The sequence below is a fragment of the Frigoribacterium sp. Leaf164 genome (assembly GCF_001423665.1).
GTDB classification, from domain to species: Bacteria; Actinomycetota; Actinomycetes; order Actinomycetales; family Microbacteriaceae; genus Frigoribacterium; species Frigoribacterium endophyticum.
The window spans coordinates 904,247-925,849 of the sequence record NZ_LMOX01000001.1 but is presented as its reverse complement, the minus strand read 5'-3'; the positions used below and the strand labels follow the sequence as shown (position 1 = coordinate 925,849).

General features: G+C 66.6%; 19 protein-coding genes. 9 read left to right on the top strand and 10 right to left on the bottom strand.

The window, feature by feature from the left end; translation table 11 throughout:
* Nucleotides 1–43: 43 nt before the first annotated feature.
* Nucleotides 44–934, top strand: a complete 891-nt coding sequence (locus tag ASF82_RS04145) for a VanZ family protein (protein ID WP_056053722.1) — start codon at nt 44–46, stop codon at nt 932–934.
* Here the strand turns inward: ASF82_RS04145 and ASF82_RS04140 are convergent.
* Nucleotides 909–2,117: an acyltransferase gene (locus tag ASF82_RS04140; RefSeq protein WP_082514305.1), complete on the bottom strand. Its 1,209-nt coding sequence runs from the start codon at nt 2,115–2,117 to the stop codon at nt 909–911. The two genes, ASF82_RS04145 and ASF82_RS04140, sit on opposite strands and share 26 nt — an antisense overlap.
* A gap of 716 nt (nt 2,118–2,833) precedes the next feature.
* Between ASF82_RS04140 and ASF82_RS04135 the strand changes: the two genes are divergently transcribed.
* Nucleotides 2,834–3,943, top strand: coding sequence for a glycosyltransferase family 4 protein (locus ASF82_RS04135; RefSeq protein ID WP_056053718.1), 1,110 nt, complete (start codon nt 2,834–2,836; stop codon nt 3,941–3,943).
* 260 nt (nt 3,944–4,203) lie between these two features.
* Here the strand turns inward: ASF82_RS04135 and ASF82_RS15155 are convergent, their stop codons facing one another.
* From ASF82_RS15155 to ASF82_RS04125, 3 genes are all read right to left on the bottom strand, one after another.
* Nucleotides 4,204–5,286, bottom strand: coding sequence for a glycosyltransferase family 4 protein (locus tag ASF82_RS15155; RefSeq protein ID WP_082514304.1), 1,083 nt, complete (start codon nt 5,284–5,286; stop codon nt 4,204–4,206).
* Between the two features lie 122 nt (nt 5,287–5,408).
* Complete coding sequence (locus ASF82_RS04130) at nt 5,409–5,942, bottom strand: hypothetical protein (RefSeq protein WP_056053715.1); 534 nt, start codon at nt 5,940–5,942, stop codon at nt 5,409–5,411.
* Nucleotides 5,943–6,000: 58 nt separating this feature from the next.
* Nucleotides 6,001–7,746: a DUF4012 domain-containing protein gene (locus ASF82_RS04125; RefSeq protein ID WP_056053713.1), complete on the bottom strand. Its 1,746-nt coding sequence runs from the start codon at nt 7,744–7,746 to the stop codon at nt 6,001–6,003.
* A 196-nt stretch (nt 7,747–7,942) separates the two neighbouring features.
* On the opposite strand from ASF82_RS04125, the gene ASF82_RS04120 reads away from it, so the two are divergent.
* The 7 genes from ASF82_RS04120 to ASF82_RS15140 all read left to right on the top strand — a co-directional run bounded on the left by ASF82_RS04120 (nt 7,943) and on the right by ASF82_RS15140 (nt 15,117).
* Nucleotides 7,943–9,037: a glycosyltransferase gene (locus tag ASF82_RS04120; protein ID WP_056053710.1), complete on the top strand. Its 1,095-nt coding sequence runs from the start codon at nt 7,943–7,945 to the stop codon at nt 9,035–9,037.
* Between the two features lie 73 nt (nt 9,038–9,110).
* Nucleotides 9,111–10,211, top strand: coding sequence for a glycosyltransferase family 4 protein (locus ASF82_RS04115; RefSeq protein ID WP_200931963.1), 1,101 nt, complete (start codon nt 9,111–9,113; stop codon nt 10,209–10,211).
* Complete coding sequence (locus ASF82_RS04110) at nt 10,208–11,287, top strand: glycosyltransferase family 4 protein (protein WP_056053708.1); 1,080 nt, start codon at nt 10,208–10,210, stop codon at nt 11,285–11,287. Before ASF82_RS04115 ends, ASF82_RS04110 begins: the two co-directional genes overlap by 4 nt.
* 25 nt (nt 11,288–11,312) lie before the next feature.
* Nucleotides 11,313–12,392 (top strand): glycosyltransferase family 4 protein, encoded by a 1,080-nt coding sequence (locus tag ASF82_RS04105; RefSeq protein ID WP_162240254.1) that lies wholly within the window; start codon nt 11,313–11,315, stop codon nt 12,390–12,392.
* Nucleotides 12,389–12,730, top strand: a complete 342-nt coding sequence (locus tag ASF82_RS15150; protein ID WP_082514300.1) for a glycosyltransferase family A protein — start codon at nt 12,389–12,391, stop codon at nt 12,728–12,730. The genes ASF82_RS04105 and ASF82_RS15150 overlap by 4 nt, the downstream gene beginning before the upstream one ends.
* A 139-nt stretch (nt 12,731–12,869) precedes the next feature.
* Nucleotides 12,870–13,811, top strand: a complete 942-nt coding sequence (locus tag ASF82_RS16340; RefSeq protein WP_082514299.1) for a glycosyltransferase family A protein — start codon at nt 12,870–12,872, stop codon at nt 13,809–13,811.
* A gap of 331 nt (nt 13,812–14,142) precedes the next feature.
* Entirely contained in the window at nt 14,143–15,117 is a 975-nt protein-coding gene (locus ASF82_RS15140) for a lipopolysaccharide biosynthesis protein (RefSeq protein ID WP_235491155.1), read from the top strand.
* Between the two features lie 4 nt (nt 15,118–15,121).
* Here the strand turns inward: ASF82_RS15140 and ASF82_RS04095 are convergent, their stop codons facing one another.
* From ASF82_RS04095 to ASF82_RS04070, 6 genes are all read right to left on the bottom strand, one after another.
* A complete protein-coding gene (locus tag ASF82_RS04095) occupies nt 15,122–16,444 on the bottom strand; it encodes a hypothetical protein (protein WP_156369908.1) in 1,323 nt (440 codons plus the stop codon).
* Nucleotides 16,445–16,523: 79 nt separating this feature from the next.
* Nucleotides 16,524–17,105 (bottom strand): DapH/DapD/GlmU-related protein, encoded by a 582-nt coding sequence (locus tag ASF82_RS16310; protein WP_056053694.1) that lies wholly within the window; start codon nt 17,103–17,105, stop codon nt 16,524–16,526.
* Entirely contained in the window at nt 17,105–18,586 is a 1,482-nt protein-coding gene (locus ASF82_RS04085) for a sugar transferase (protein WP_082514297.1), read from the bottom strand. The genes ASF82_RS16310 and ASF82_RS04085 overlap by 1 nt, the downstream gene beginning before the upstream one ends.
* 10 nt (nt 18,587–18,596) lie before the next feature.
* Nucleotides 18,597–19,514: a hypothetical protein gene (locus ASF82_RS04080; protein ID WP_056053691.1), complete on the bottom strand. Its 918-nt coding sequence runs from the start codon at nt 19,512–19,514 to the stop codon at nt 18,597–18,599.
* Nucleotides 19,511–20,101, bottom strand: coding sequence for a hypothetical protein (locus ASF82_RS04075; protein WP_056053687.1), 591 nt, complete (start codon nt 20,099–20,101; stop codon nt 19,511–19,513). Before ASF82_RS04075 ends, ASF82_RS04080 begins: the two co-directional genes overlap by 4 nt.
* A complete protein-coding gene (locus tag ASF82_RS04070; RefSeq protein WP_056053685.1) occupies nt 20,098–21,549 on the bottom strand; it encodes a polysaccharide biosynthesis tyrosine autokinase in 1,452 nt (483 codons plus the stop codon). Before ASF82_RS04070 ends, ASF82_RS04075 begins: the two co-directional genes overlap by 4 nt.
* Between the last annotated feature and the right edge of the window lie 54 nt (nt 21,550–21,603).

Sequence of the window (21,603 nt, the reverse complement as noted above, 5' to 3'; positions counted from 1 at the left end):
TCCCCCGGCGCGGTCGCAGGCGGACACCGCTACCGTGGGGCGGATGACGACGCGACGGCTGCGGACGACCGCCGCCCGTCTGCTCGCGGCCTGGCTCGTCGTGCTCGCCCTCGTCGGATCGTCCGTCGCCCTCTTCCCGGCCGTCGCCGAGGTGGCGCGGTCGACCTGGGCCGACGTGCTCGCCCTGACGCGGCCGATCGGCCTGCTGACGATGTCGGACGGCTACACGCAGGTCGCTGCGATCGCGCTGGTGCTCGCACCGCTCCTCCCCCTGGCCGCCGTCGCCACGGGCTTCCGTCGCCGACGGGCGCTGCTGCGCGTCGCCGCTGTGCTGGGGGTCGTGGCGGTCGTGGTGTTGACGGCGGCGACTGCGGGAGGCGCGGTGCCGGTCCGCGCCCGCCTCACCTCCCTGACGGTGGCCGTCGCGGTCGGGCTCGCGCTCGGTGCCCTGGTCAGCGCGACGCTCCGCCCCCTGCTGGGCGCTCACCCCGCCGGAACACCCGGCCCTGCGACGCGGCGCCTCGCGGTCCGGTCCGCGCTCGGCTACGGCGCGTTCGTGGCGCTCGTCGCCTTCACGTCCAGGCCGGTCGACAGCGAGGTGACTCCCCTGCTGATCCGGGTGCTCGACCGGCTGCACGCCATCGGCTTCCCCGCGTGGATGAGCTACAGCGCCGTCGAGTTCACGGCGAACATCGTCTTCTTCGTGCCGGTCGGGCTGATCGTGGTGCTGCTCGTCGGCCTGCGCCGCTGGTGGTGGGGCGCCGTGGCCGGGTTCGTGATCAGCGGCAGCGTCGAGCTCGGCCAGCTGCTCTTCCTCCCCGACCGCTTCGCCTCGCTGGACGACCTGCTCGCGAACACGACGGGGGCGCTGCTCGGGGCCCTCGTCGGGGTGGTCATGCTCGGGCGTCTCACCGCTCGACGCGATCGGCCGTGACCGGGCCCTCCACAGCTCGCACCGTCTGCGCACCGGAGCCTCGGCACCATCGGGCGACGGCTCGGGCAGCCCGGTGGCTCGGGGACTCGACGAACCGGTAGAACACGGCGGCGGCAGCGACGGCGAGGGGCACGGCGATGGGCCCGACGAGCCAGACCGACTGCGTCGGGAGCAGATAGGCCACGGACACGACGATGGGTTCGTGGACGAGATAGAGGCTGAAGGAGACGCGGCCGAGCCACGCCACGACGGGCGACTCCAGCCAGGACCACCGGGCGACCAGCGCCAGCGCGACGATGAGGGTGCAGGCGACCAGTACCACAGGGCGGGTGGCGAGCACGAGGTTCCCCGTCGGGCCCGGCCACGGCCACCACCATCCGATCGTCACGAGCAGCAGGCTGAGAGCCCCCAGCCCGGGAAGCGCCCAGGACCATCGGCGCCGGAGCCGGTCGAAGACCGACTGCACCTCGCGGAGATGGACGGCGAGGACGACGCCGAGCATGAAGATCGGGAGGTACTTGACCGGGGTCGAGGCCGAGAGCGATCCCGCGACGGAGGTGGCGATGGCCAGGGCAGCGAGGACGAGCCCCGACCGGACGACGCGCCGGGCGATCCAGACGTAGAGGGGCAGGGCGAGCGAGAAGACCACCTCCCACCGCAGCGTCCAGAGCACGCTGTTCAGGTTGTCGGCGTTGCCGAGAAGAGTGGCCGTGCGGAGCACGCTGACCACGGACACCTCGTCGTCGTGGATGTTCATCCACCTCGACCTCTGATCGGGCGCGCTGCGGGGAACGGTCAGGGCGAGCACGAGCGCGAACCCCACCGAGGCGACCACCGGCAGGTAGAGACGGAGGAGTCGGCTCGGGTAGTACGCCCGCCAGGGCGTGGACGAGACACGGAGCACGGCCAGGGTGAGGACGCAGCCGCTGAGCACGAAGAAGACGACGACCGCCTCTTCTCCGGCCCAGAACAGGTGGAGGGGCGAGTTCACGAGCCAGCGGAACGGCCCGTCGTCATGGCCCGGCGCCCCGGCAGACGCGAGCACGGGAACGACGAGCAGGACGTGGTGCAGGACGACCACGACTGCCGCGACCCCTCGGAGCCCGTCCAGGGAGGACAGTCTGCGAGGGGTCGCGGCGCCGGCGGTGCGGTGTGACGGCGGGGCAGCGGCGAGGGGCGCCATGTGTCGATCCTCTTCTCAGTCAGGACGTAATACATGAGTATCTCATACTCGGCCGTGATAGTGAGGGCGTCTATACCGGGACGTGTCGCCGTCACCAGGGAGCACACCCGCCCGATGCACGTCCGTCATCCCCCGGCCCCCTGGGGTCCCAGTCGGCGATCACTAGCGTTGGCTGGATAACGACGCAATGAATGACGACAACCGCGGCCTGACTCGTCGTCCTCGACGTCGCCAGAACGGTCGTCGCTCTCCTCCCGTCCGTCGCCGAGGTGCCTGGGCCACCTGGGCCGAGGCGATTGTCCACACTCGACAGGCGGGCCTGCCGACGACGACAGACGGGTACACGCAGGTGGCCGCGCCCTAACTGGTGCTGACGCCGCTCCTCTCCCTGGCCGCACGGGCGACCGGCTTCCGTCGCATGGGGGCGCTCCGCTCGATGGCGGCCGTACCCGCCGTCGTGGCGGTCGTCGTGCTCAGCGCGGCAACCACGGGAGGCGCGGTGCCCGTCCGTAGCCGCCTTACCTCGGCACGATCCAGGGACCCGAACCGCCGGCCTCACCACGAAACCGCCCGGTAGATCTAGAGAGCACCAGTCCATTTCCTGTCAACGTGGCGTTCGTCGGGTGTCCATCATGTAGCTTCGCAAAAACCCCTCGAGATGGAGAAAAACCGTCACATCACTCACACGCTCTACAACGCCGTACGAGCCTGTCGGCGTGATCTCGGTCGATCACACGACCCAGCCCGGCGGTGCGGAGTTGGCTCTGCCCCGCATTGCCCGTCACAGCCGCCTGTCTTGGCAGTTCGCGTTCCTCGAGCCTCTGACTGGATCCCTTCCGTTCGACCGGGACGCTTCGATTCTCGCGCCCGCCAGGCCTCAAGGCCTGCCAGGTCAGATGCTCTTCCTTGCAAGACTCCTTCGAGCGCATCCCCATGACCTCATCGCGTCGAACACGCTCAGGGCCGCCGTGCTCGTCGCGGTGCTAAAGCCGCGAGGTCAGATCCACGTCCAACTGCTCCGGGACGGGGTCTCCTCAGATTCCCTCTCACGCCTGAAGCGGTTGGCGAGCCACTTCGTGTTCACGCGCGTAACCAAGATCCTGCCCAACAGCAGTTGGACGGGCCGCTCCGTTCCCGCGCGGTTCCGCGGATTGGTGAGCGCCCCTATCTTCTCCCCATCGGGAACACCGGCCGGCGTCCGCACCCGCCCCTCTGAGGAGGTGCAGGACGCACCGCTGCGCCTGCTCAGCCTCAGTCGTGTCGTCGAATGGAAGGGCATTCATATCGTCCTCGAAGCACTCTCGCTCCTCGCACCCCAGGTGCCGTCGAACAGGATCAAGCTCACCATCGCAGGCGACGCACTCATGGGCGATCAGGGCTACGTCGAGCGCCTCCACTCAGCTGCCGCGGCGCTTCCCTTCGAGGTGGTCTTCATGGCACACCAACACGACGTCGACCCCCTCCTAGATCGACACGACGTCCTGATCCACGCGTCCACTCGTCCCGAACCATTCGGGCAGGTCATCGTCCAGGGACTCAGCCACGGGCTCTCCGTCCTGGCCAGCCGAGGAGGTGGGCCCGACGACCTGGTCCGGGACGGCGAGACCGGACTTCTGCACGAGCCCGGGGACGCAGCCGGACTGGCAGCATCGATCTCGCTGCTACTCGCTGAACCGCACGCGCGAACGCTCATGGAGGAAGCCGGAGAACGCGCGGCCGAGAAGTTCTCCGACATCAATTGCGTAGGCCTCCTGGACCAGCAGCTCTCCCGCGTCATGGTTTCCTGCAATCGATGCTGCTCACCGCTCTCTCCCGACCTAGCCTAGATATGCACCCCGGCAACTAGGCGGGAGATATAGAACGACCTCACTCAGAGGCTGACAACGAGATATTGAGCACGTGAAGACCCGTCTCGAGTCTCAGTCAGCAACGATTGGCGGGGCGAAGCTCGTTCCCCTCGCGGCGCCCCTGGAGAGTGTCTCTCTAGAGCATCGAGGGGGGACGATTCACTTGACAACGGCGTGAGCAAGGGTTTGGGCCAGGTCGCCCTCTCACTTCCTCTGAGATTCGCCCTGACGGCCAAGCCCTATTTGGCGCGATGCACCAGGACCTGAAGCAGCCCGTTCCATTGGGCACCAATGTGCTGTTGCTCGAAACGACGTGCTGCTGACCGGGCGTTGCGCCCATGCTCAGCAGCTAGTGCGGCGTGGGACAAATAACGCTCCAGGGCGTTGACGGTTGCCCCCACCTCTCGGAAATCCACAACCTCACCATTGACACCACTCTGAATGAGTTCACCTGCAACGCCGGCTTTCGTCGAGACAACTGGCAGGCCGGCAGCAGCCATTTCCAGGGGAACGCGACCGAATCCTTCGAAGGCACTGGTGAAGAGGCCCACTCTGGCTGCAGCTAGAGCGCTTCGCACCCCGTCCCGCGAAGCTTTGGGCGTTACGACAAGGCCTTCTTGATCCTCATCGGCGAACGATGCCCGCACAGCTGCTTCACCCGCACCTGTCCCTACTAGGTGCAAGACCGCGTCAGGCCTTCTGAGGCGTAGGTCTGCGAACACGCGAGGCACCCACTCACTGCCCTTACCTGCGAGCCAACTACCCACCCAGACGACAACTGGCCTGGGACTTTTGATTGGCTCGACCAGGAAGAACGAAGTGTCAACTGAGTTAGGAATCACGTGCACACGCTCGGGACGGGCACCGAAGTGCTCCAGTGCATAGGCGGCCTGAGACTCTGTCTGCACGACAAGTGCATCCGCACGCCGGGAGGCGAGCTTAACTGCTGGCTCGCGAATATATCGGTGGCCCCTCCCGAAGGTATGGGGTACAGACTGTGAATCAAACGCTGCCCGAGCCATGTGTTCAAGACCATGGGAGTGGACGACAAGGGGAAGACCTGGTCGTATCAGCGGAATGAGAACTCCGTCGGCGCTTCCGACGATGGCGACCGCAGGCTTAAGTTTGACTACCGCTGAGAGCATCCGGAAGTACGCCATCTGGCGTTCGCGGCGAGGTTCAGCGCCTGGTTTTGCAAACTGGTAACGCGGCTCCCAACCGTGACCGGCCAAGGACTCGCCTATCTCGAGGACCGTGCCCGCCACTCCGGCATTTGCATCACGAAGCGCATTCGAACCCAGCAAAACTGTCGAGTTACTCATAAGTATTTATCCTCTAGTGAGTTGCCCCTTACGAAACGGGCGGTGCCAAACGGAGCGACTATCAGGGAAAGCAAGAAGGTCCCGAGCAAAAGCTCGGGACCTTCTACCATTGCTTCTTCGTGTTACGCGTTGTTGCGCGCGCGGCGCTGCAGCGTGACGACGACCATCAGCGCGATACCGAGCATCAGGGCGCCGGCGGCGGCCCAGATGACGAGCGTCGGGACGGTCGAACCCGTGAAGGCGAGGCCACCGGCGTTGTTCGAGCCAGCGGCGGGGGTGCCGTCAGCGGCGACGACGGTCAGCGCGGCGGTGGCCACGTTGCCCGAGGTGAGTCCGGTCGCGGTCAGCGCGTAGGAGCCACGGGCCGTGGTAGGCAGGGTGACGGCGACGCGAGCGGCGCCGTTGGCGTCGGCGGTCTTGACGAGCGTCGTGGTCTCGATGGCGGCCAGCGTGACGCGACCCTCACCGGTGACGGCAAAGCTGACGTTCTCGCCGGCGATGAACGAGCCGTTGACGATGGTGACGTTGATGGTGCCGCCAGCAGCGACGTTGCCCTGAACCGTGACGCTGGTCGACGGGACGTAAGCCTGGGCAGCAGCCGGACCGGCGAAAACACCGGCGACGACGAGCAGAGCTGCGGCGATGATCTTCTTCATGGGTTCCCCTAAGCGGATAGGCGCCCCAGTGACTTCCCCTGCGGAATGAGACGCAGGCTCAGGTTAGCGGAGATTCACAGGCAACGCTTACGTGCTTCGTTTCTGGAAGGTTAACAATCGGGGTCGTCTCGAGCTGCGCGTCGCCACTCGTCGCCTCGCCACCCAGGAACGACATCTTTATCGTCGTGCTTTGCCCTGGTGAGAGCGTGGTCTGGAGCTGGACGACCGAGTGCCCGGAGTCTGTCGCCGTCTGGACCCCCGCCGGCTGACCATCGATGGAAGCCTCCATGAACACCCCCTCACTGGGGGCATAGACGGCGACGTTCGTGCTGATCAGACCAGCCTGAACGCCGAAGTTCCCGTCGCCGGTGACGTACGGCGGCAGCGACGTAGCAGCGTCAGCAGGCGCATCGTTGCGGAGCGTGACCTCGACGACGTAGGTCGAGCGCCCGTCCTGTCGGCACACGGACTGCCCGACTCCGAAGTCAGCTCCGAGGTAGTAGTCCATCTTCGCGCCGGTGCCGTCGTTGAGGTAGACCCCGAAGCGTGGCCGCGTCGGGGTGCTCGTCGGCAGCTCGCCGGCGAGCGTCGTCTCGGCGATGCGCGCCTGCTCGTCGGGGTCCGCGCTCCAGAGGTAGATGCGGCGCTCGTCCCCGGCTCGAGCCAGAGCCGTCACTAAGGCCTGGGGATCGAGGGCACCCGACGCCACCGCTGAGAAGACACCCGACGCGGTGCCCGCGAAGAAGAAGTCCTGCTGCGCCGGGTCGTCGTACCGGGCATATGCCTCGCTCAACAGCAACGACACGACGTTGTCCGAGGTGAGGACGTCACCGGTCGGGAGCGTGATCGGCCCGGTCGCGGTCATTAGGTAACTGAGTGCCACCGGGTCCATCGACAGCACCCCGTCCACGGTCGTGCCGAACTCGCGTCTCCACATCTCGCTCGCCAGCTGTGCGCTGAGGGGAAACTGGGGAGTGAGGTTGACGTCCTGGATGTACTGGCCGGTGATGTTGCCGTACAGGCCGCGTGTTTCCTCGGGCAAGGGCAGCACCGGCGAGTCGGCCCGGGGGAAGTCGCTCGACGACGCCTGCTGCACCAAGCTCAGCTTTCCGCCCTCGACGTGGAGGAGAGCGACCGCCCCCGGGATGCCCCCCGTCGCTCGCAGCTCCGCGTTGTTCTGGAACAGGACGAGGTACTCCCGGGGCCCGTCGGCACCCATCATCTCGGGAGCAAGGTTCACGGCTCGGGCGACGACGTCGACTTGGCCGCTGGCCCGACCCAGGACATCGACGAGCTGGGCGACGGCATCCTGGACTTGACCAACGGTGCCGGTCGTGTCGATGCCCTGGGCGATCCGGAGCTGTGATTCGAGAGTCGTGTCGGCGCGGGTCACCTCGGGTCGCGCTTCGATGAGCGGAGCCAGGTCGATGGCCCCGTCCACCGGCTTGAAAGCATCGATGCTGACGCTGCTGGCGATCCCGGCCACGGGCGTGATCGCGTCGTCAGCCACGGAGGAGAGCACCTCCGAGACCTGCCGGACGGCGGTCAGGTCGTCGCCCACGACGGGGAGCACCTCGACGGCTCGCCACACCGGATCGCCCGTGAGGTCGCGAGCAGCGTGGACCTCGTCTCCGAGCTGGGCGGCCGTCGCGAGAGCGGCGTCTCCGTCGTTGTCCAGGACCTGGGCCTGCACGTCCTGAGCGAGCCCGACGGCTGCCTGGAGGTGACGAGACGCAAGGTAGCCCCGGATGCCCACCCACGCCACCGTCAGGACCACGACCACTCCGACGACCAGGAGCACCACGCGGAGCCTCCGCCGGATCGAGCGATCGCGCGGACGCCCTGCGTGGCTGGCTGACATGCGCTCATTCAAGCAGACGCATACGTTCCCTCAGGAGGAACAGCGACCGGCGGCCGCGGGGGTCTGTGACGGACGAATGGGACCTCTCGGGCTGCTAGGTTTCTGCCCATTAGCTGAAGCACGATCAACTGGGGGCAGCTTGAGTGGCGTCATCGTCCATGAGTGGCTCGAGCCCCACGGCGGGGCAGAGAAGGTGGTCGAGCAACTCGCGCGGGTTTACCCAGATGCCTCGATCAGAGCCCTCTGGAATGATGCGCCGCTGCGTTTCGAGAGCGATCGCGTGTCGGAGACCTGGCTCGCGAGGACGCCTCTGAGGCGGCACAAGGGCGCCGCGCTTCCGTTCATGCCCACGACCTGGCGCCATCTCGGTCATGACGACTCCGAGTGGATCGTCTGCAGTTCGCACCTCTTCTCTCATCACGCGCGGTTCTCGGGTCCGAGTCGCCACGCCGACAAATACGTGTACGCCTACACGTCGGCCCGCTACATTTGGCACCCCGAGCTCGACAGCCGAGGCCAGTCCGCCCTCGTGAGGCTCGCGGTGCCCCCGCTCAAGCGGATCGACAGGGCCCGCGCGCAGGAAGCCAAGTCGATCGCATCGATCAGCCGTTTCGTGCAGGATCGACTCAAGGACTCTTGGCGCCGTGACAGCGAGGTCATCTATCCGCCCGTCGAGGTTGCGCGCTTCGCCGGCGACGACGGTGACCTCACCGAGCGGGAGGACGAGATCCTCGCCGCCCTGCCCGAGACCTTCTTGCTGGGCGCGTCGCGCTTCATCCCCTACAAGCGCCTCGACCTCGTCGTCGAGACAGGCCGCGCCGCCGACGTGCCTGTGGTCCTCGCCGGCGACGGGCCTCTCCTCTCCCAGTTCGAGCTCATCGCGCGCGAGGAGCCGGGCGCCGTCCACATCGTCAAGTCGCCCTCGCACGCGCTGCTGCGGGAGCTGTACCGTCGGTGCCTCGCGTACGTGTTCCCGGCCGTGGAGGACTTCGGCATCATGCCGGTCGAGGCGATGGCCACAGGGGCGGCGGTGATCGCCAGCTCGGTCGGCGGAGCTGCCGAGACGGTCGTCGACGGCGAGACCGGTGTGCTCCTCGACGTCTTCGACGCCCGTCACATGCGTCAGGCGGTGGACCGTGTCGGCACGGTGCGAGCCGAGGACTCGGTCGCCCGCGCCTGGCAATTCGACGAAGCGGTGTTCCGACGACGCATCGCGGGCTGGATCGGCGAGTGACTCCACGTCTGCAGCAGCACTGCGTCCGCTTGTTCGACCACCCCACCCGACCCCGAACTGAGGAGCCGCCACCGTGCGCGTAGACATGTCTGGATCCGAGTGGTTCGAGAGCAGGAGCGGAGGCCTGAACCGGTACTTCACGGATCTGTTCGGTGCCCTGTCGAAGAGAGGCGACGTCTCAGTACAGGCTTCATCTTTCGGGACCCCACCGGCTATCAGCGGTGCGCATTCGTGGGGCCCCGTCGGAGGCGGGACACGGACCCGCGTCGCCGCCTCTCGTCGCATCCTGGGCGACGCGCACGCAGACGTGGTCGACCGGCACTTCGCGCTGTACGGCGCCCCGAAGCGGGCATACCGGGGCACCCCTCTCGAAGTCGTCCACTTCCAGGGCCCCTGGGCAGCGGAGAGCCTCGTCGCCGGCGCGTCCCGAGGCTCCGCCGCGGCGAAGCGGCTCTTCGAGCGCTTGCGCTATCGAGGCGCTGACCACTACGTCGTCCTTTCCCAGTCCTTCAGGGACGTGCTCGCGAACGACTACCACGTCGACGCAGGCAAGATCAGCATCCTCGCGCCGGGGGTCGACCTGGAGCGTTTCACCCTCCGCCCTGAGCCAGCCGGATCGAAGCCGGTCGTCCTCTGCGTCCGTCGCCTCGAACGACGCATGGGCATCGACGTCCTCATCCGCGCGTGGGCCGACGTCGCCGCCCGTGTGCCCGGTGCCGAGCTCCACATCGTGGGAACGGGCACCTTCGAGAAGGAACTCCACGAACTCGCTCGGTCGGGCCAGCACGGTGACTCGATCGTCTTCCACGGCAGGTTGGACGACGAGGCACTGGGCCAGGCCTACGCCGCCGCCACGTGCACGGTCGTGCCGACACTCTCCCTCGAAGGCTTCGGCCTTATCGCACTGGAGTCGCTCGCCGTCGGCCGCCCTGTGGTGGTGACGGACTGCGGCGGTCTTCCCGACGCCGTCGTTGACCTGGATCCCTCGCTGATCGTCCCGTCCGGCTCGGTCGAAGCCCTCGCGGATCGGCTCACGACGGCCCTTCGTGGGTCCCGGCCCTCCGGGGCCGAATGTCGAGCCCATGCCGAGACCTTCTCCTGGAGCCACGTGGCCGACCGACACATCGCTCTCTATGCCTCACTGAACGTTGCACGAGATCGGACGTCCGAATGAGGATCACGTTCATCTGCCTCGAGTGGCCCCACGAGGGTCACGTCGGCGGTGTGGGACGGTACGCTTATCGCCTCGCCTCGGCGCTCACGGCGCTTCCCGGCGTCGATGTCACCATCGTGACCTTCGCGGGGGGCGTGCCTCTCGACGGTGCGACCCTGCTGACGATCCCGCGCCCCTCAGGTCGTCTCGGGCGCTTCTACGGCGCTCCGCTCCGACTTCGCCGGATGATCGCGGCTACACGCCCCGACGTCATCCACTCCTTCGGGGACGACTGGGCCCTGTCCTCTCATCGCGGCGTGCCCCTGGTCCGCACGTTCCTGGGGTCGTCGTTGGCAGAGGCGAGATCGTCCACGGGTCTCCGCAAGTTCAACCACTACGTCCTCGCCGTCACCGAGAGGCTCTCGTCACGCCGTGCCGCCGTCAAGATCGGCATCGGCCCGGACTCCGTCGAGGAGTTCGAGTGCGGCGACTTCATGCCGCCGGTCACGGCCGTGCACGCACCCGAGGACGTCTCCAAGACCGATGAGGCGTCAGTCGTCTTCATCGGGTCCTACGCCGGCCGGAAGCGAGGTGCTGTCGTCGCGGATGCCGTCGAGGCCGCCAGGGTCACGACGGGCCGCGAGATCACTCTCACGGTCGTCGGTCCCCCGTCCGACGCTCACTCCTGGCCCGTGGGCACGGAACACGTCTCTGGCGCATCCGACGCCGACGTCCTCAAGATCGTCAACCGCTCATGGGTGCTCATGGCACCCTCCCTCTACGAGGGCTTCGGGATACCCACGTACGAAGCGCTGTCGGTGGGGACCCCCGTCATCGCTTCCTCCAACCCCGGCAGTGAATACATGCTGACCCTGACCGAACCACAGGGCATCCTGCAGATCTGCTCGGACGACGACCTGAGGGGCTCACTCGCCGCGCGGCTGACCCGCGGGCCGTCACTCGAAGCCTCTGAGGAAGCCGGGCGCCGCACCGCGGTGGACCGTCTGATGACGCTTGCGGCTCCGGGGCGTCTCGTCGACGAGATCTACCCTCGTGCACGGCGTCTCGCGAGCATCGGAGCTTCGCGTGGCGCCTGACCGCCGTCCGACCAGGTCGGTCCTCGTGGTCGATCACACCTCGAAACCCGGAGGGGCCGAGCTAGCGCTGCCGCGCCTAGCTCGTGAGACCAGCCTGGACTGGCGGTTCGTCTTCCTCGAACCGACGGCCGGCGACCTCCCCTTCGATGCCGGAACGGACGTGATCTCACCGGGTCGACGGCTGAACATCATCGAGCAGGGCCTGCATCTGCACCGGCTCCTCCGACAGGACCGCGACCGTGTCGTCGTGTCCAACACGCTGCGCGCGGCTGTCATCGTGACCGCGGTCAGGCCCCGCGGGCAGGACCACGTCGTCATCCTCCATGACGGCATCTCGCCTGGCTCGTTGTCGATCCTGCGCCGTCTGCTGACGAGTGCGGTCCTCTCACTCGGTGTCCGTGACATCGTCCCGAACAGCGAATGGACGGCCGCGACCGTACCGGGTCGCTTCCGGCACCTCGTTCGGCGTCCCGTCTACTCACCGTCCGGGATCGGCGAGATCCTTCCCGAGGTCGCGCGTGTCGCGTCCCCACGCCTGCGTCTCCTGAGCCTGAGCCGACTCGTCGAGTGGAAGGGCATCCATGTGATCCTCGAAGCCCTGCAGCTGCTGGGGCCGGAGATCGGCTCTGATCGCGTCGAGCTGACGATCGCCGGAGACAACGTGATGGGCCCCTCCTCCTACCGTGATGCTCTGCGCGCCACCGCTGCTTCGTCTCGCTTCTCGGTGACGTTCGTGCCGCACCAGAAGGACGTGGCACCGCTCCTCGCATCTCACGATGTGCTCGTCCACGCGTCGACTCGCCCTGAGCCGTTCGGGCAGGTCGTGGTCCAAGGGCTCGCCTACGGCCTCGCGGTGCTCGCGAGCGCAGACGGCGGACCGGCGGAGATCATCAGGGACGGTGTCAGCGGCCTGCTCCACGAGCCCGGCGACGCCGCCGCCCTCGCCGCCACCATCCGACGTCTCGTGGTCGACCGCGAGACACTCCCGGCTCTCGGTGCGGCGGGCAGACAGCGGGCCCTCGACTTCACCGATGCTCGCTGCGCGCAGCTTCTCGACTCCGCCATCGTCGGCGACGAGCCCGTCTCAGAGGGAGAACGCGCATGATGGAGGTCGCTGTCATCGTCGCCACGAACAAAGATGATCGCCTCGCGGAGATGCTCGAGAGCGTCCGACGGCAGACCCACAGCGACTTCGAGGTGCTCGTGCAGGACGACGCGGACAAAGCGTCGTGCCGTCGGCTCGTTCACTCGCGCGACGACTACCATTTTCCGGCGCGACGGCAACGGGGATCCCGCGCGGCCATGCTCGCAACCGCCAATCCAGATCATGATCGATGGCGTCAGCTGCCCTCTTCATTCTCCCGGTTGCGCGACAGCTACGGCGGCGCACATTCGCGAAATAGCTCTCAGTCCGACCCAGCTGCGAAATTGAGTTACACGTGAGAGAGGGCAAGCAAACTCTTTCTACCGCCAGACTTTGTGCTCAACTTCTGTACGAGCACGCAACACAAGCAGCTAGCGCCGTCCACATTTGGCCGCCGCTAAAAATCTTCATGATCAACCTGCGAGAGGCTTTTGGGGAATGACCGAAACCCTTCCATCGACCATCACGGCGACCGTCGCTATCGCCAGCGCCGGGCGCCCCGACCGACTGGCTCGGTGCCTCGAGGTTCTTTCGGCCATGGAAGAGCGTCCGGAGGAGCTCATAGTCATTGCGCAAGGGAACGATGTCCCGACTCAGAACGTTGCGCAAAGCGCTGGGGCACATGTAGTCCTTGTGCACAGCCCAGGCGTCGCCCATGCGGTTCAGGTTGGTATAGCAGCCGCCTCCTCTGATGTGATCGCGTTCATCGACGACGACGCAGAGGCTCACGTAGACTGGCTCACTAAAATCCGTGCCGCATTCGAGCTCAATACACAACTCGGGCTTCTCGCGGGGCGCGACAACGTCGACGGCGACCGGTTGGCTGGCGATCCAGACCTTAAGGTCGGACTCGTTCGTCGCGGCAAAGTAATCGGGAATCATCACCTCGGCCAAGGCATTGCGCGCCCTGCGCATCATCTAAAGGGTGCGAATATGAGCATGAGGGTCAAACCCGCCCGCGGAATCGACCTCACCCGCCTCGTGAACGGAGAAGGGGCTCAAACTGCCTTCGAATTGATCCTGAGTTTGGGAATCCTAGCGGAAGGTTATGTTGGGCTATACGACCCACGTGTACAGGTCGACCATTTCCCGGCCCCTCGAGCGCCGGGCGATGAACGGACGTCCTACTCCAGAGAGCGCGTAGAGATTATGAAACACAACGAGGCGGTTGCTATTGGACGATACGCCAGCCTACCGACGATTATCTCATATGTGTCAAGATCAGTTTTGATCGGGGACCGCATCTGCTGTGGGCTTGCGACGCACGTAGCACTGCGGCTCGGGGGGGACCATGAGGCATCATCTCGTCATCGGGGTGCGATGAGTGGCATGCTGGCGGGTCTGAGCCGGGCCTATAGGGCCAGGACCTCTTCGTGGTAGTAAGGGCACCCGTCGTCGGACTCAGGTGCGACGCCAGAATTTACTCAGGTGCCGGAAGGGTCGCCACCGTGCTCCAGCTCTCACTCAGCCTATGCTGAGCCGCTTCAGTGGGCATGAATTTAGGGCGCTCGTCCAAACAGCTGGAGTCACTTACGGCGGCACAGCACTGAGCATAGTTTCAGCACCTTTGGTAGCTCGAACGCTTGGCGCAGATGGCCGCGGAGTCTTAGCAGGTGCGTTTGTCACGCTGCAGCTGCTCTCGTGGGTCAGCTTCCTCGGGCTACCACGGGGCCTGTCTCTGCAGGCGCACAAGCGTCAACATGTCTCGGGAGTGGGCGTCGTCGTCGTGGCCGCCCTGGGGCTCGTCAGTGCGCTTATAGCTATCGTCCTGGCCCCGGCATTGTCGAACGGAGACCCAAGGCTGGAGATTGGGATCAAGATCAGTGCCGTCGTACTCCTGGCGTCAGGAGTCGGCCAGTTTGGAACAGAACTTCTGCTCTTACGTGGGCAAATCAAGTCCTACAACTTCACGCGGTCGATGGTTCTCGTCCTGCCACCGATCGCGATGATCATCGCTTTCGCCACCCATACGCTCACGTTGCGTAATGCCTACACCATCACCCTTCTCGGTCAAATAGCTGCCGTGACTGCAGGCTGCTTTTTCGCTTTTGGAACAATACGAAAGGCCCGCAGAGTCGCCGTCCCATGGGACTTTAGCCTCAGGTACTGGAGCACCAGCGCTCTTGATGCTGTAGGAGGGCGCGGGGATCAAGTCGTACTGTCCGCCCTTAGCCAAACTTCGGTGCTAGGTGTCTACTCCCTGGCGGTCACTTGCGCCAGTGCATCCGCGGGTCTAACTCAAGCCCTGAATTCTCTTGCATACTCAGCCCTGAGCCGGTTAGAGGGCCAGGAGAACAAAAGCTATCTGCGCCGTCGATCCCTACTGGGAGTCGCGTTGTCGGTCGCCTCGGGCATAGCGATCGTCTTCGTTGTGCATTTTTTCGGTCGGGCAATTTTCGGCCCATCTTTCGACGGGCTCACACAGGTCGTGATCGTCCTAGTAGTGGCGCAACTCGTGGCGGATCAGTGGTCTCTCCGCGTCCTAGCTGATTCAGCCAGCGAAACAGTCCAAAATCTTGTCTGGGCGTCAGCCGCAGGCATTGTTGTACTGGCGGTCATAGTGGCGATCCTGGTCTACACATCCTCGCTGAGTGCCCTGACGATGGCTACAGCCATGCTCCTCTTCGCGATTGCAAGGCTGTCCGTCTGGCGGGGTTTACGCCGCGCTCGAGCTCATCGATCTTGATCCGTCAAGAATCAGCGAGGCGCGTGAGGTCTTTACGTGCACTTAAAGCCGTCATCATAGTTCCTGCGATGATACCAAGCAATATACCGACTAGAGCATCAAATACAGGACCAAAGAGCGAGTTGACGGCAATGAATATCATGCTCAAGGCGGCCGCTTCGGCGTGACCTTCAGCCAACCGACGAATGGCTGACACGACGAGCGCGGTAATAAGTGACAGCAGGGCAACCGCAGCCACTAATCCGTATCGAATAAGAACGCTGACATACAAGTTGTCGGCGTTCGCCGCAGTAGGGTCACCCACAATGTAGTTCAAGGGGTTCCCGATGCTCCGCAGGAGGTCGATCCGCGCGACGAAGGAGTCGTCCTGCGTCGAGAACCCGGAGTACCGATCCGACGTCAGGATCGACGATCCGGCGCCGAAGCGGCCGACGACGGCCTGGAGCAAGGCGTAGCCCCCGACCAGGAACGCGAGGAACACCAGTCGCGTCAGGCCCCGAGCACGGATGATGGTCAAGAGGACGGCGCTGACCACGATGCCGATCAGTGTCGATCGGACTCCGGAAAGCAGCAGCGGGAAGAGGATGTACGCACCGACGCCCACCCAGGCGGTGCGACGCAGCAGCCGAGGCTCGACCACGGCCTTGGCCAGGCACAGAGTGATCGCGAGGCCGAGGAACAGGGCGTAGGGGCCAGGCGACTCGGAAGCGCCGAATACCCGGACTTGCATCGGCAACGGAGCACCGATGCTCGTGAGCCGACTCGTGATCATCCACGCTCTGTCCCAAGCGGGCAAGAAGAAGAACTGGATGATGCCGTAGGTCCCGGCGAAGACCGCGAGAGCCGGGACGGCGGACGACACGAGGTCCCATACGGGCGGCATGCGCCCCGTGCTGAGGCTGATGGCCAACATCAAGGGAACGACGATGAGCCCGGCGAAGAACAGCGAGCTGACCTCGAACGAGCCGCGGAGGACGAGGGTGATTGCCGTTCCGGCGATGACGGCAACAGCCGCGCCACGGACGAAACGCTGACTCGAGTCGGTCCGAGGCTTGGTCCAGCTGAGGACGACGACCGCCACGACGAGAGCGATGGGCAAGAGGATGAGCGGGTCTGAATCCGTGTAGCCCGCGGACCCCGCGGTCACTCTCCTGACGAGGCTCAGCGAGGGCACCATGAGAACGGCGAACAGCAGGACTCGGCTCCGGTCGTGCAGGACGAAGGCAGCCATCACCCCCAAGAGAACGATGGTGATCTGGACCGGAAGCACCTGCGAAGCCGCGACCAGCACGGCCGTGGCCGCAGCCGCGAGGCCCGCGAAGATCATCCCCGCAGTGATCACACGGGCTCTGCCCCTGCCGCCTCGGATGCCCACCGCGTCGGACCGTGGATGCTGCTGCAAGGCCTCAGGCACGAGCACGGTCCGTCGGTTCGAGGGCCCTGAGCACCCTCGCCGGAGAACCGGCAGACACCGTGAACGAGGGGACGTCCCTCGTCACGACGCTTCCGGCTCCCACGACAGCACCATGTCCGATGGTGACGCCGGGCAGCACCACGGTGCCCCGCCCGATCCAGACGTCGTCCTCGATGACGACCGGAGCGACGGGCACCCCGGCTCCTGCGGAGATCTCGTGACTGCCGGTGTCGAGGATCGCGACATTGGAGGCGATCTTCACGTCGTCGCCGATCGTGACAGACCGGTGACACGTGATCGTCGACCCGGCGTTGATGAGCACGCGATGTCCCACCAGGAGTGTCGCTCCCTCGCGGGTCTCGAGGAGCACGCGGGACTCCGCGCCCAGGATGACCGCCCGGTCTCCGATCCGGATGCGTCCCTCGTTCTTGATGACGGGCAACCAGTGCTCGATGACGGGCCTCGCGCCGTGCTCGACCCCGTGAGCACGTAGGTGGACGATCGCTCGGGCAATCCGAGCCTCTCTCAGGGCTCGCTCGCCCACCGCGACTCCGTTGACGACGCCGAACTTCATCAGAATGCTCCTTGACGCGCGAGGACGGCCCTGGCAGTCCTCCACAGGATGACCAGGTCACCGGCCATCGACCAATTCTCGACGTAGTAGAGGTCCAGACGGACACTGTCCTCCCACGAGAGGTTCGAGCGACCGCTCGTCTGCCAGAGGCCCGTGATGCCGGGTTTGACGAGGAACCTGCGGTGGACATGGGTCTCGTAGTGGGCCACCTCACGCGCCAGGGGCGGCCTCGGCCCGACGAGGGCCATGTCGCCGTGCACGACGTTGATCAGCTGCGGCAGCTCGTCGATGCTGTACCGACGGAGCCATCGACCCGCCCGCGTGACGCGCGGATCGTTCTTCATCTTGAAGAGCACCGAGTTCCCCTCCGTGCGCTGCCGACCCGCGAGACGCTGCAGCTGAGCCTCGGCGTCCACGACCATGGTCCGGAACTTCACCATGCGGAACGTCGAGCCGTTGAGGCCCACCCGCTCCTGGAGGAAGAAGACCGGTCCCTTGCTGTCCAGCGCGACGATGAGCGCGACCACGGCCAACAGCGGCGAGAGGACGATGAGCAGGAGGCCGCTCACGACGATGTCGAAGATGCGCTTCGAGAAGAGCTTCTGGCCAGCGTAGGTCGGCGTCTCGACGTGGATGAGGGGGAAGCCGGCCACCGGTCGCGTGTGGATGCGCGGACCACCGATGTCGGTCAGGCTCGGAGCGACGACCAGGTGCTGCCCGCCCGGTTCGAGGCTCCAGCTCAGCTCGCGGACGCGCTCGGGCGGGAGGTGGTCGGAACTCGTGATGACGACCGTGTCGGCCCGGCTCGTGACGAGAGCCGCCTCGAGGTCGTCGAAGGTGCCCACGACGGGGACAGCCAGTGCTCCACCGACGGTTCCCCCGGCCGTGCCGGGGACGCACGCGGCGACGACGTGGTACCCGGCTGAGGGCTGAGCCATCAACTGGCGCGCGAAGTGCTCGACGGTCTCCCTCGACCCGACCAACATGACCTGCGCCGAGAACCGCCCCTGGGCCCGCTGCAGGACGAGCCACTGACGCCACAGCCACCGGGAGAAGACCAGGACGAGGACGCCCACGGGGAACGCGATGAGGATGTAGCCCCGGGCCAGGTCGACGTGGAAGAGGAAGGCCAGGATCGCGAGTAGTCCGAAGACTCGCAAGCTCACGTCGAACACGAGCTTGTACTCCGTGCTGCCGGTGCCGATGACGCGGTCTGCTCGTGACCCGTAGAGTCCCAGCACGCTCAGCCAGAGCACGATTACGACGAGCGAGATCGCCGTGTAGTTGACGGCGATGTTCCGGAGGTCCCCCCGGAAGGCGACGTTGGCGGTGTCGATGCCGAACCAGGCGATCTGGACGCCGAAGACGACCCAGATCAAGACCAGGGCGTCGGTCAGCAGCAGCCGCTGCGAGTACGCCTTGTTCCAGCCGATGGTCGAGCTGGCCGTCCTGATCTCCCGGGTCGTCGGCGTCGCGCTCATCGTTCCGTCCTCACCAGGTCACGCCGCCGTCGACCGAGATCCGGGCCACCGCCGGGGTCGAGAGCCAGACAGCGTCGTCCACGGACGCCAGCACCACCCCGGCCCCCGGGTCGACACCCGCGACACAGCCGATGGTCGTCGGCGTGCTCCTCGCCGTCACCGGGACGGCGACGCTCTGCACGGCGACGCCGTCGCAGCTGTCGACGCCGGAGACAGCGACCACGTACTCGTCGGCGACGGTGGTGACGTCCAGGAGACCGGGAACGGCGACGGCGGCCCAGTCAGCGGTGCCGGTCCTGGTCGAGAACGCGCCCGCGCAAGCCACCAGGCTCGTCGAGCCGTCGGTGCTGGCGCGGACGGGAGACGGGCACGGCGACGGCACCGGAGCTCCTCCGAGTGAGACCGTCGACGAGTCGACGTCGGCGAACGCGAGGGTCGACGCCTGGTCGGGGTACTCCTGCCAGAACTCCCCCGCCGTGAAACTCGACCAGAACTGCCGCTCGCAGTCGTCCCCGACGCCGCCGAGCACGGAGACCTTCTCGGGGCCGGCTTCGAGCGCGACGACGGTGCGCAGGTCGAAGGCGAGCTCCATCGGCTGCCAGGTCGCGCCTCCGTCGGTGCTGCGCTCGACGAGTGCGGGGTCGTCCGTGCACGACCCGGCGCTCGCTCGCCATGCCTCGGTGGCGCTGACGGCGGAGAGGAAGCCCGCCGGCTGCGTCGACGACGGAGCGGTCGTGGGCTCGGGCGTCGGGGTCGGCGCCTCCGTCGTGGGGCCGGAGGAGAACGTCGGGATCGGCCCCGCCTCACGCTGCTCGCCCGGTCGGGTCGACGCGACGGCTGCCGCGATCAAGGCGACGTCGGCGACGACGAGCACCGCCAGCACGACGAACCACCACGTGCGCGTCGTCGCTCCCCCCGAGCGAGTCACGCGGCTGCCGACCCGTCGGGCGCCCGGAGCGCCGCCACGATGGCATCGACGGCTCGGTCGACGTCTGCCGCCGCCCGCTCGTGCACGTCGGGGCCGCGGCGGTACGGGTCGACGATGTCCTCTGCCTCGGGGTCGTCGAGCGGCGGCACCATGCCGCGCATGCTCGCCACGAGACGGACGACGTCGGCGGGGCTGTCAGCCGCGGCGAGCTCTGCCGGGTCGGAGGCCTCGGCCAGGCGGGCGAACTGCTCGAGGGTGAACGACCGGCGCGAGGCACGGGGCGAGAGCCGCACGACTGCGGCGCGGTGCTCGCGCGCGGCCGTCAGCACCAGGTCGGCGCTCTCGGCCAGCATCTCGGTGAGGTAGGTGGCCTGGTGGGCCTCGGGCGCGCCTCCGTAGGCTCGCGACATGTCGGCAGCGGTAGCGTCCATCGCGGCACCGTCCTGCGCCATCGTGCCGGCGCTCATCACGACGAACGGAGTCGACGAATCCGCGAGGCGGGCGGCCAGGAGCTGCTCGGCGAGGGGCGACCGGCAGATGTTGCCCGTGCAGACCACGAGGATGCTGAAGGGGCGCCCCGCGATCATCGAGCGGCCTTGCGGGCCTCGGCGCCGATGCGCGTCCTCTCCTTCTTCGCGGCCTTCGTCTCCTTGTCGTCCTCGATGCCGTAGCCGTAGGCCCCGCCGTAGCGGCCGTAGCCGTAGGCGTCCGGGCCCTTGGTGGGCATCATCGTCATGACGAAGCCGGCGATCGGGGCACCGACGCTCTCGAGGGCAGCGACGGCACCGCTGAGCTGGCCCTTGTGGGTCTTGCCCGCGGCGACGACGACGATGGCTCCGCTGGCGCTCTTCGAGAGGATCGCCGCGTCGGTGACGGGCAGGAGGGGCGGGGCGTCGAAGAGGACGTAGTCGAACTGCTGCTCGAGCTGGCCGATGAGCTCCTGCATCGCCCGGGATCCGAGGAGCTCGCTCGGGTTCGGCGGGATCTGGCCGGCGGGGAGCACGTGCAGCTGCCCGCGGCCCCAAGGCTGGACGACGTCGGCGAGGTCGGCACGGCCGATGAGCAGGTCGGTGAGGCCGGCGGCGTCCTCGAGGCCCATGTACTGGCCGACCCGGGGCCGACGGAGGTCGGCGTCGATCAGGATGACGCGGGCGCCGGCGCTGTCGAGCGCGATCGCGAGGTTGGCCACGGTCGTGCTCTTGCCCTCAGACTGCACGGACGACGTCATGACGAACGTGCGGGACTTCGTGCCCAGGTCGAGGAACTGCAGGTTGGTGCGCAGCGTGCGGAACGACTCGGCGCGCGGGCTGCGCGGGTCTGCCTGCACGATGAGGGGGCGCTCGTCGGCCTTGGGGTCGAAGGCGATGCCGCCGACGATGGGCGCGTCGCTGATCTTCTCGACGTCCGCCTCGTTGCGGACGCGGTTGTCGAGCGTGTGACGGAGGACGGCGACGCCGACGCCGACCGCGAGACCGAGCAGGAGCCCGAGAGCGAGGTTGAGGGGCACGTTCGGGCTCGTGGGCGCACTCGGCACCTGCGCCTCCTGCACGCGGGTCAGCTTGACCTGTGACCCGGCCTCGCTGTCGGCGTCCTCGCTCGTGGCCTCGATCTGCTCGACCACGTTGGTGAGGCTCTGCGACGTCGCGTTCGCGATGTCAGCGGCCATCACCGGGTCTTCCGAGACCACGTCGACCTGGATCAGCGTGGTGTCGAGGGGCGCACTGGCGGTGATCGACTGCGCGAGCTGCTCGGCCGTGGTGTTCAGGCCGAGGCTGGAGATCACGGGCAGCAGCACGATCGGAGTCGTGACGAGGCTGGCGTACGTCTTCACGCGCTGCTGTGTGAAGGTGTTGCCCTGTGCCAGGTCGGAGACGCTGCCGCTGGTCTGGGTCGACACGAAGACCTGCGCCGAGGCGCTGTAGTCGGGCGTCTTGACGACCGAGTACGCCGAGGCGAGCCCGACCCCCACGAGCATCATCGCCACGATGAAGACCCACCCCTTGCGTAGGACGGTGATGTAGTCGCGCAGTTCCACGGCTTTGGTTCCCCTTGATCAAGACGTGACGCCAGAGACGGTCACATCGGAGCA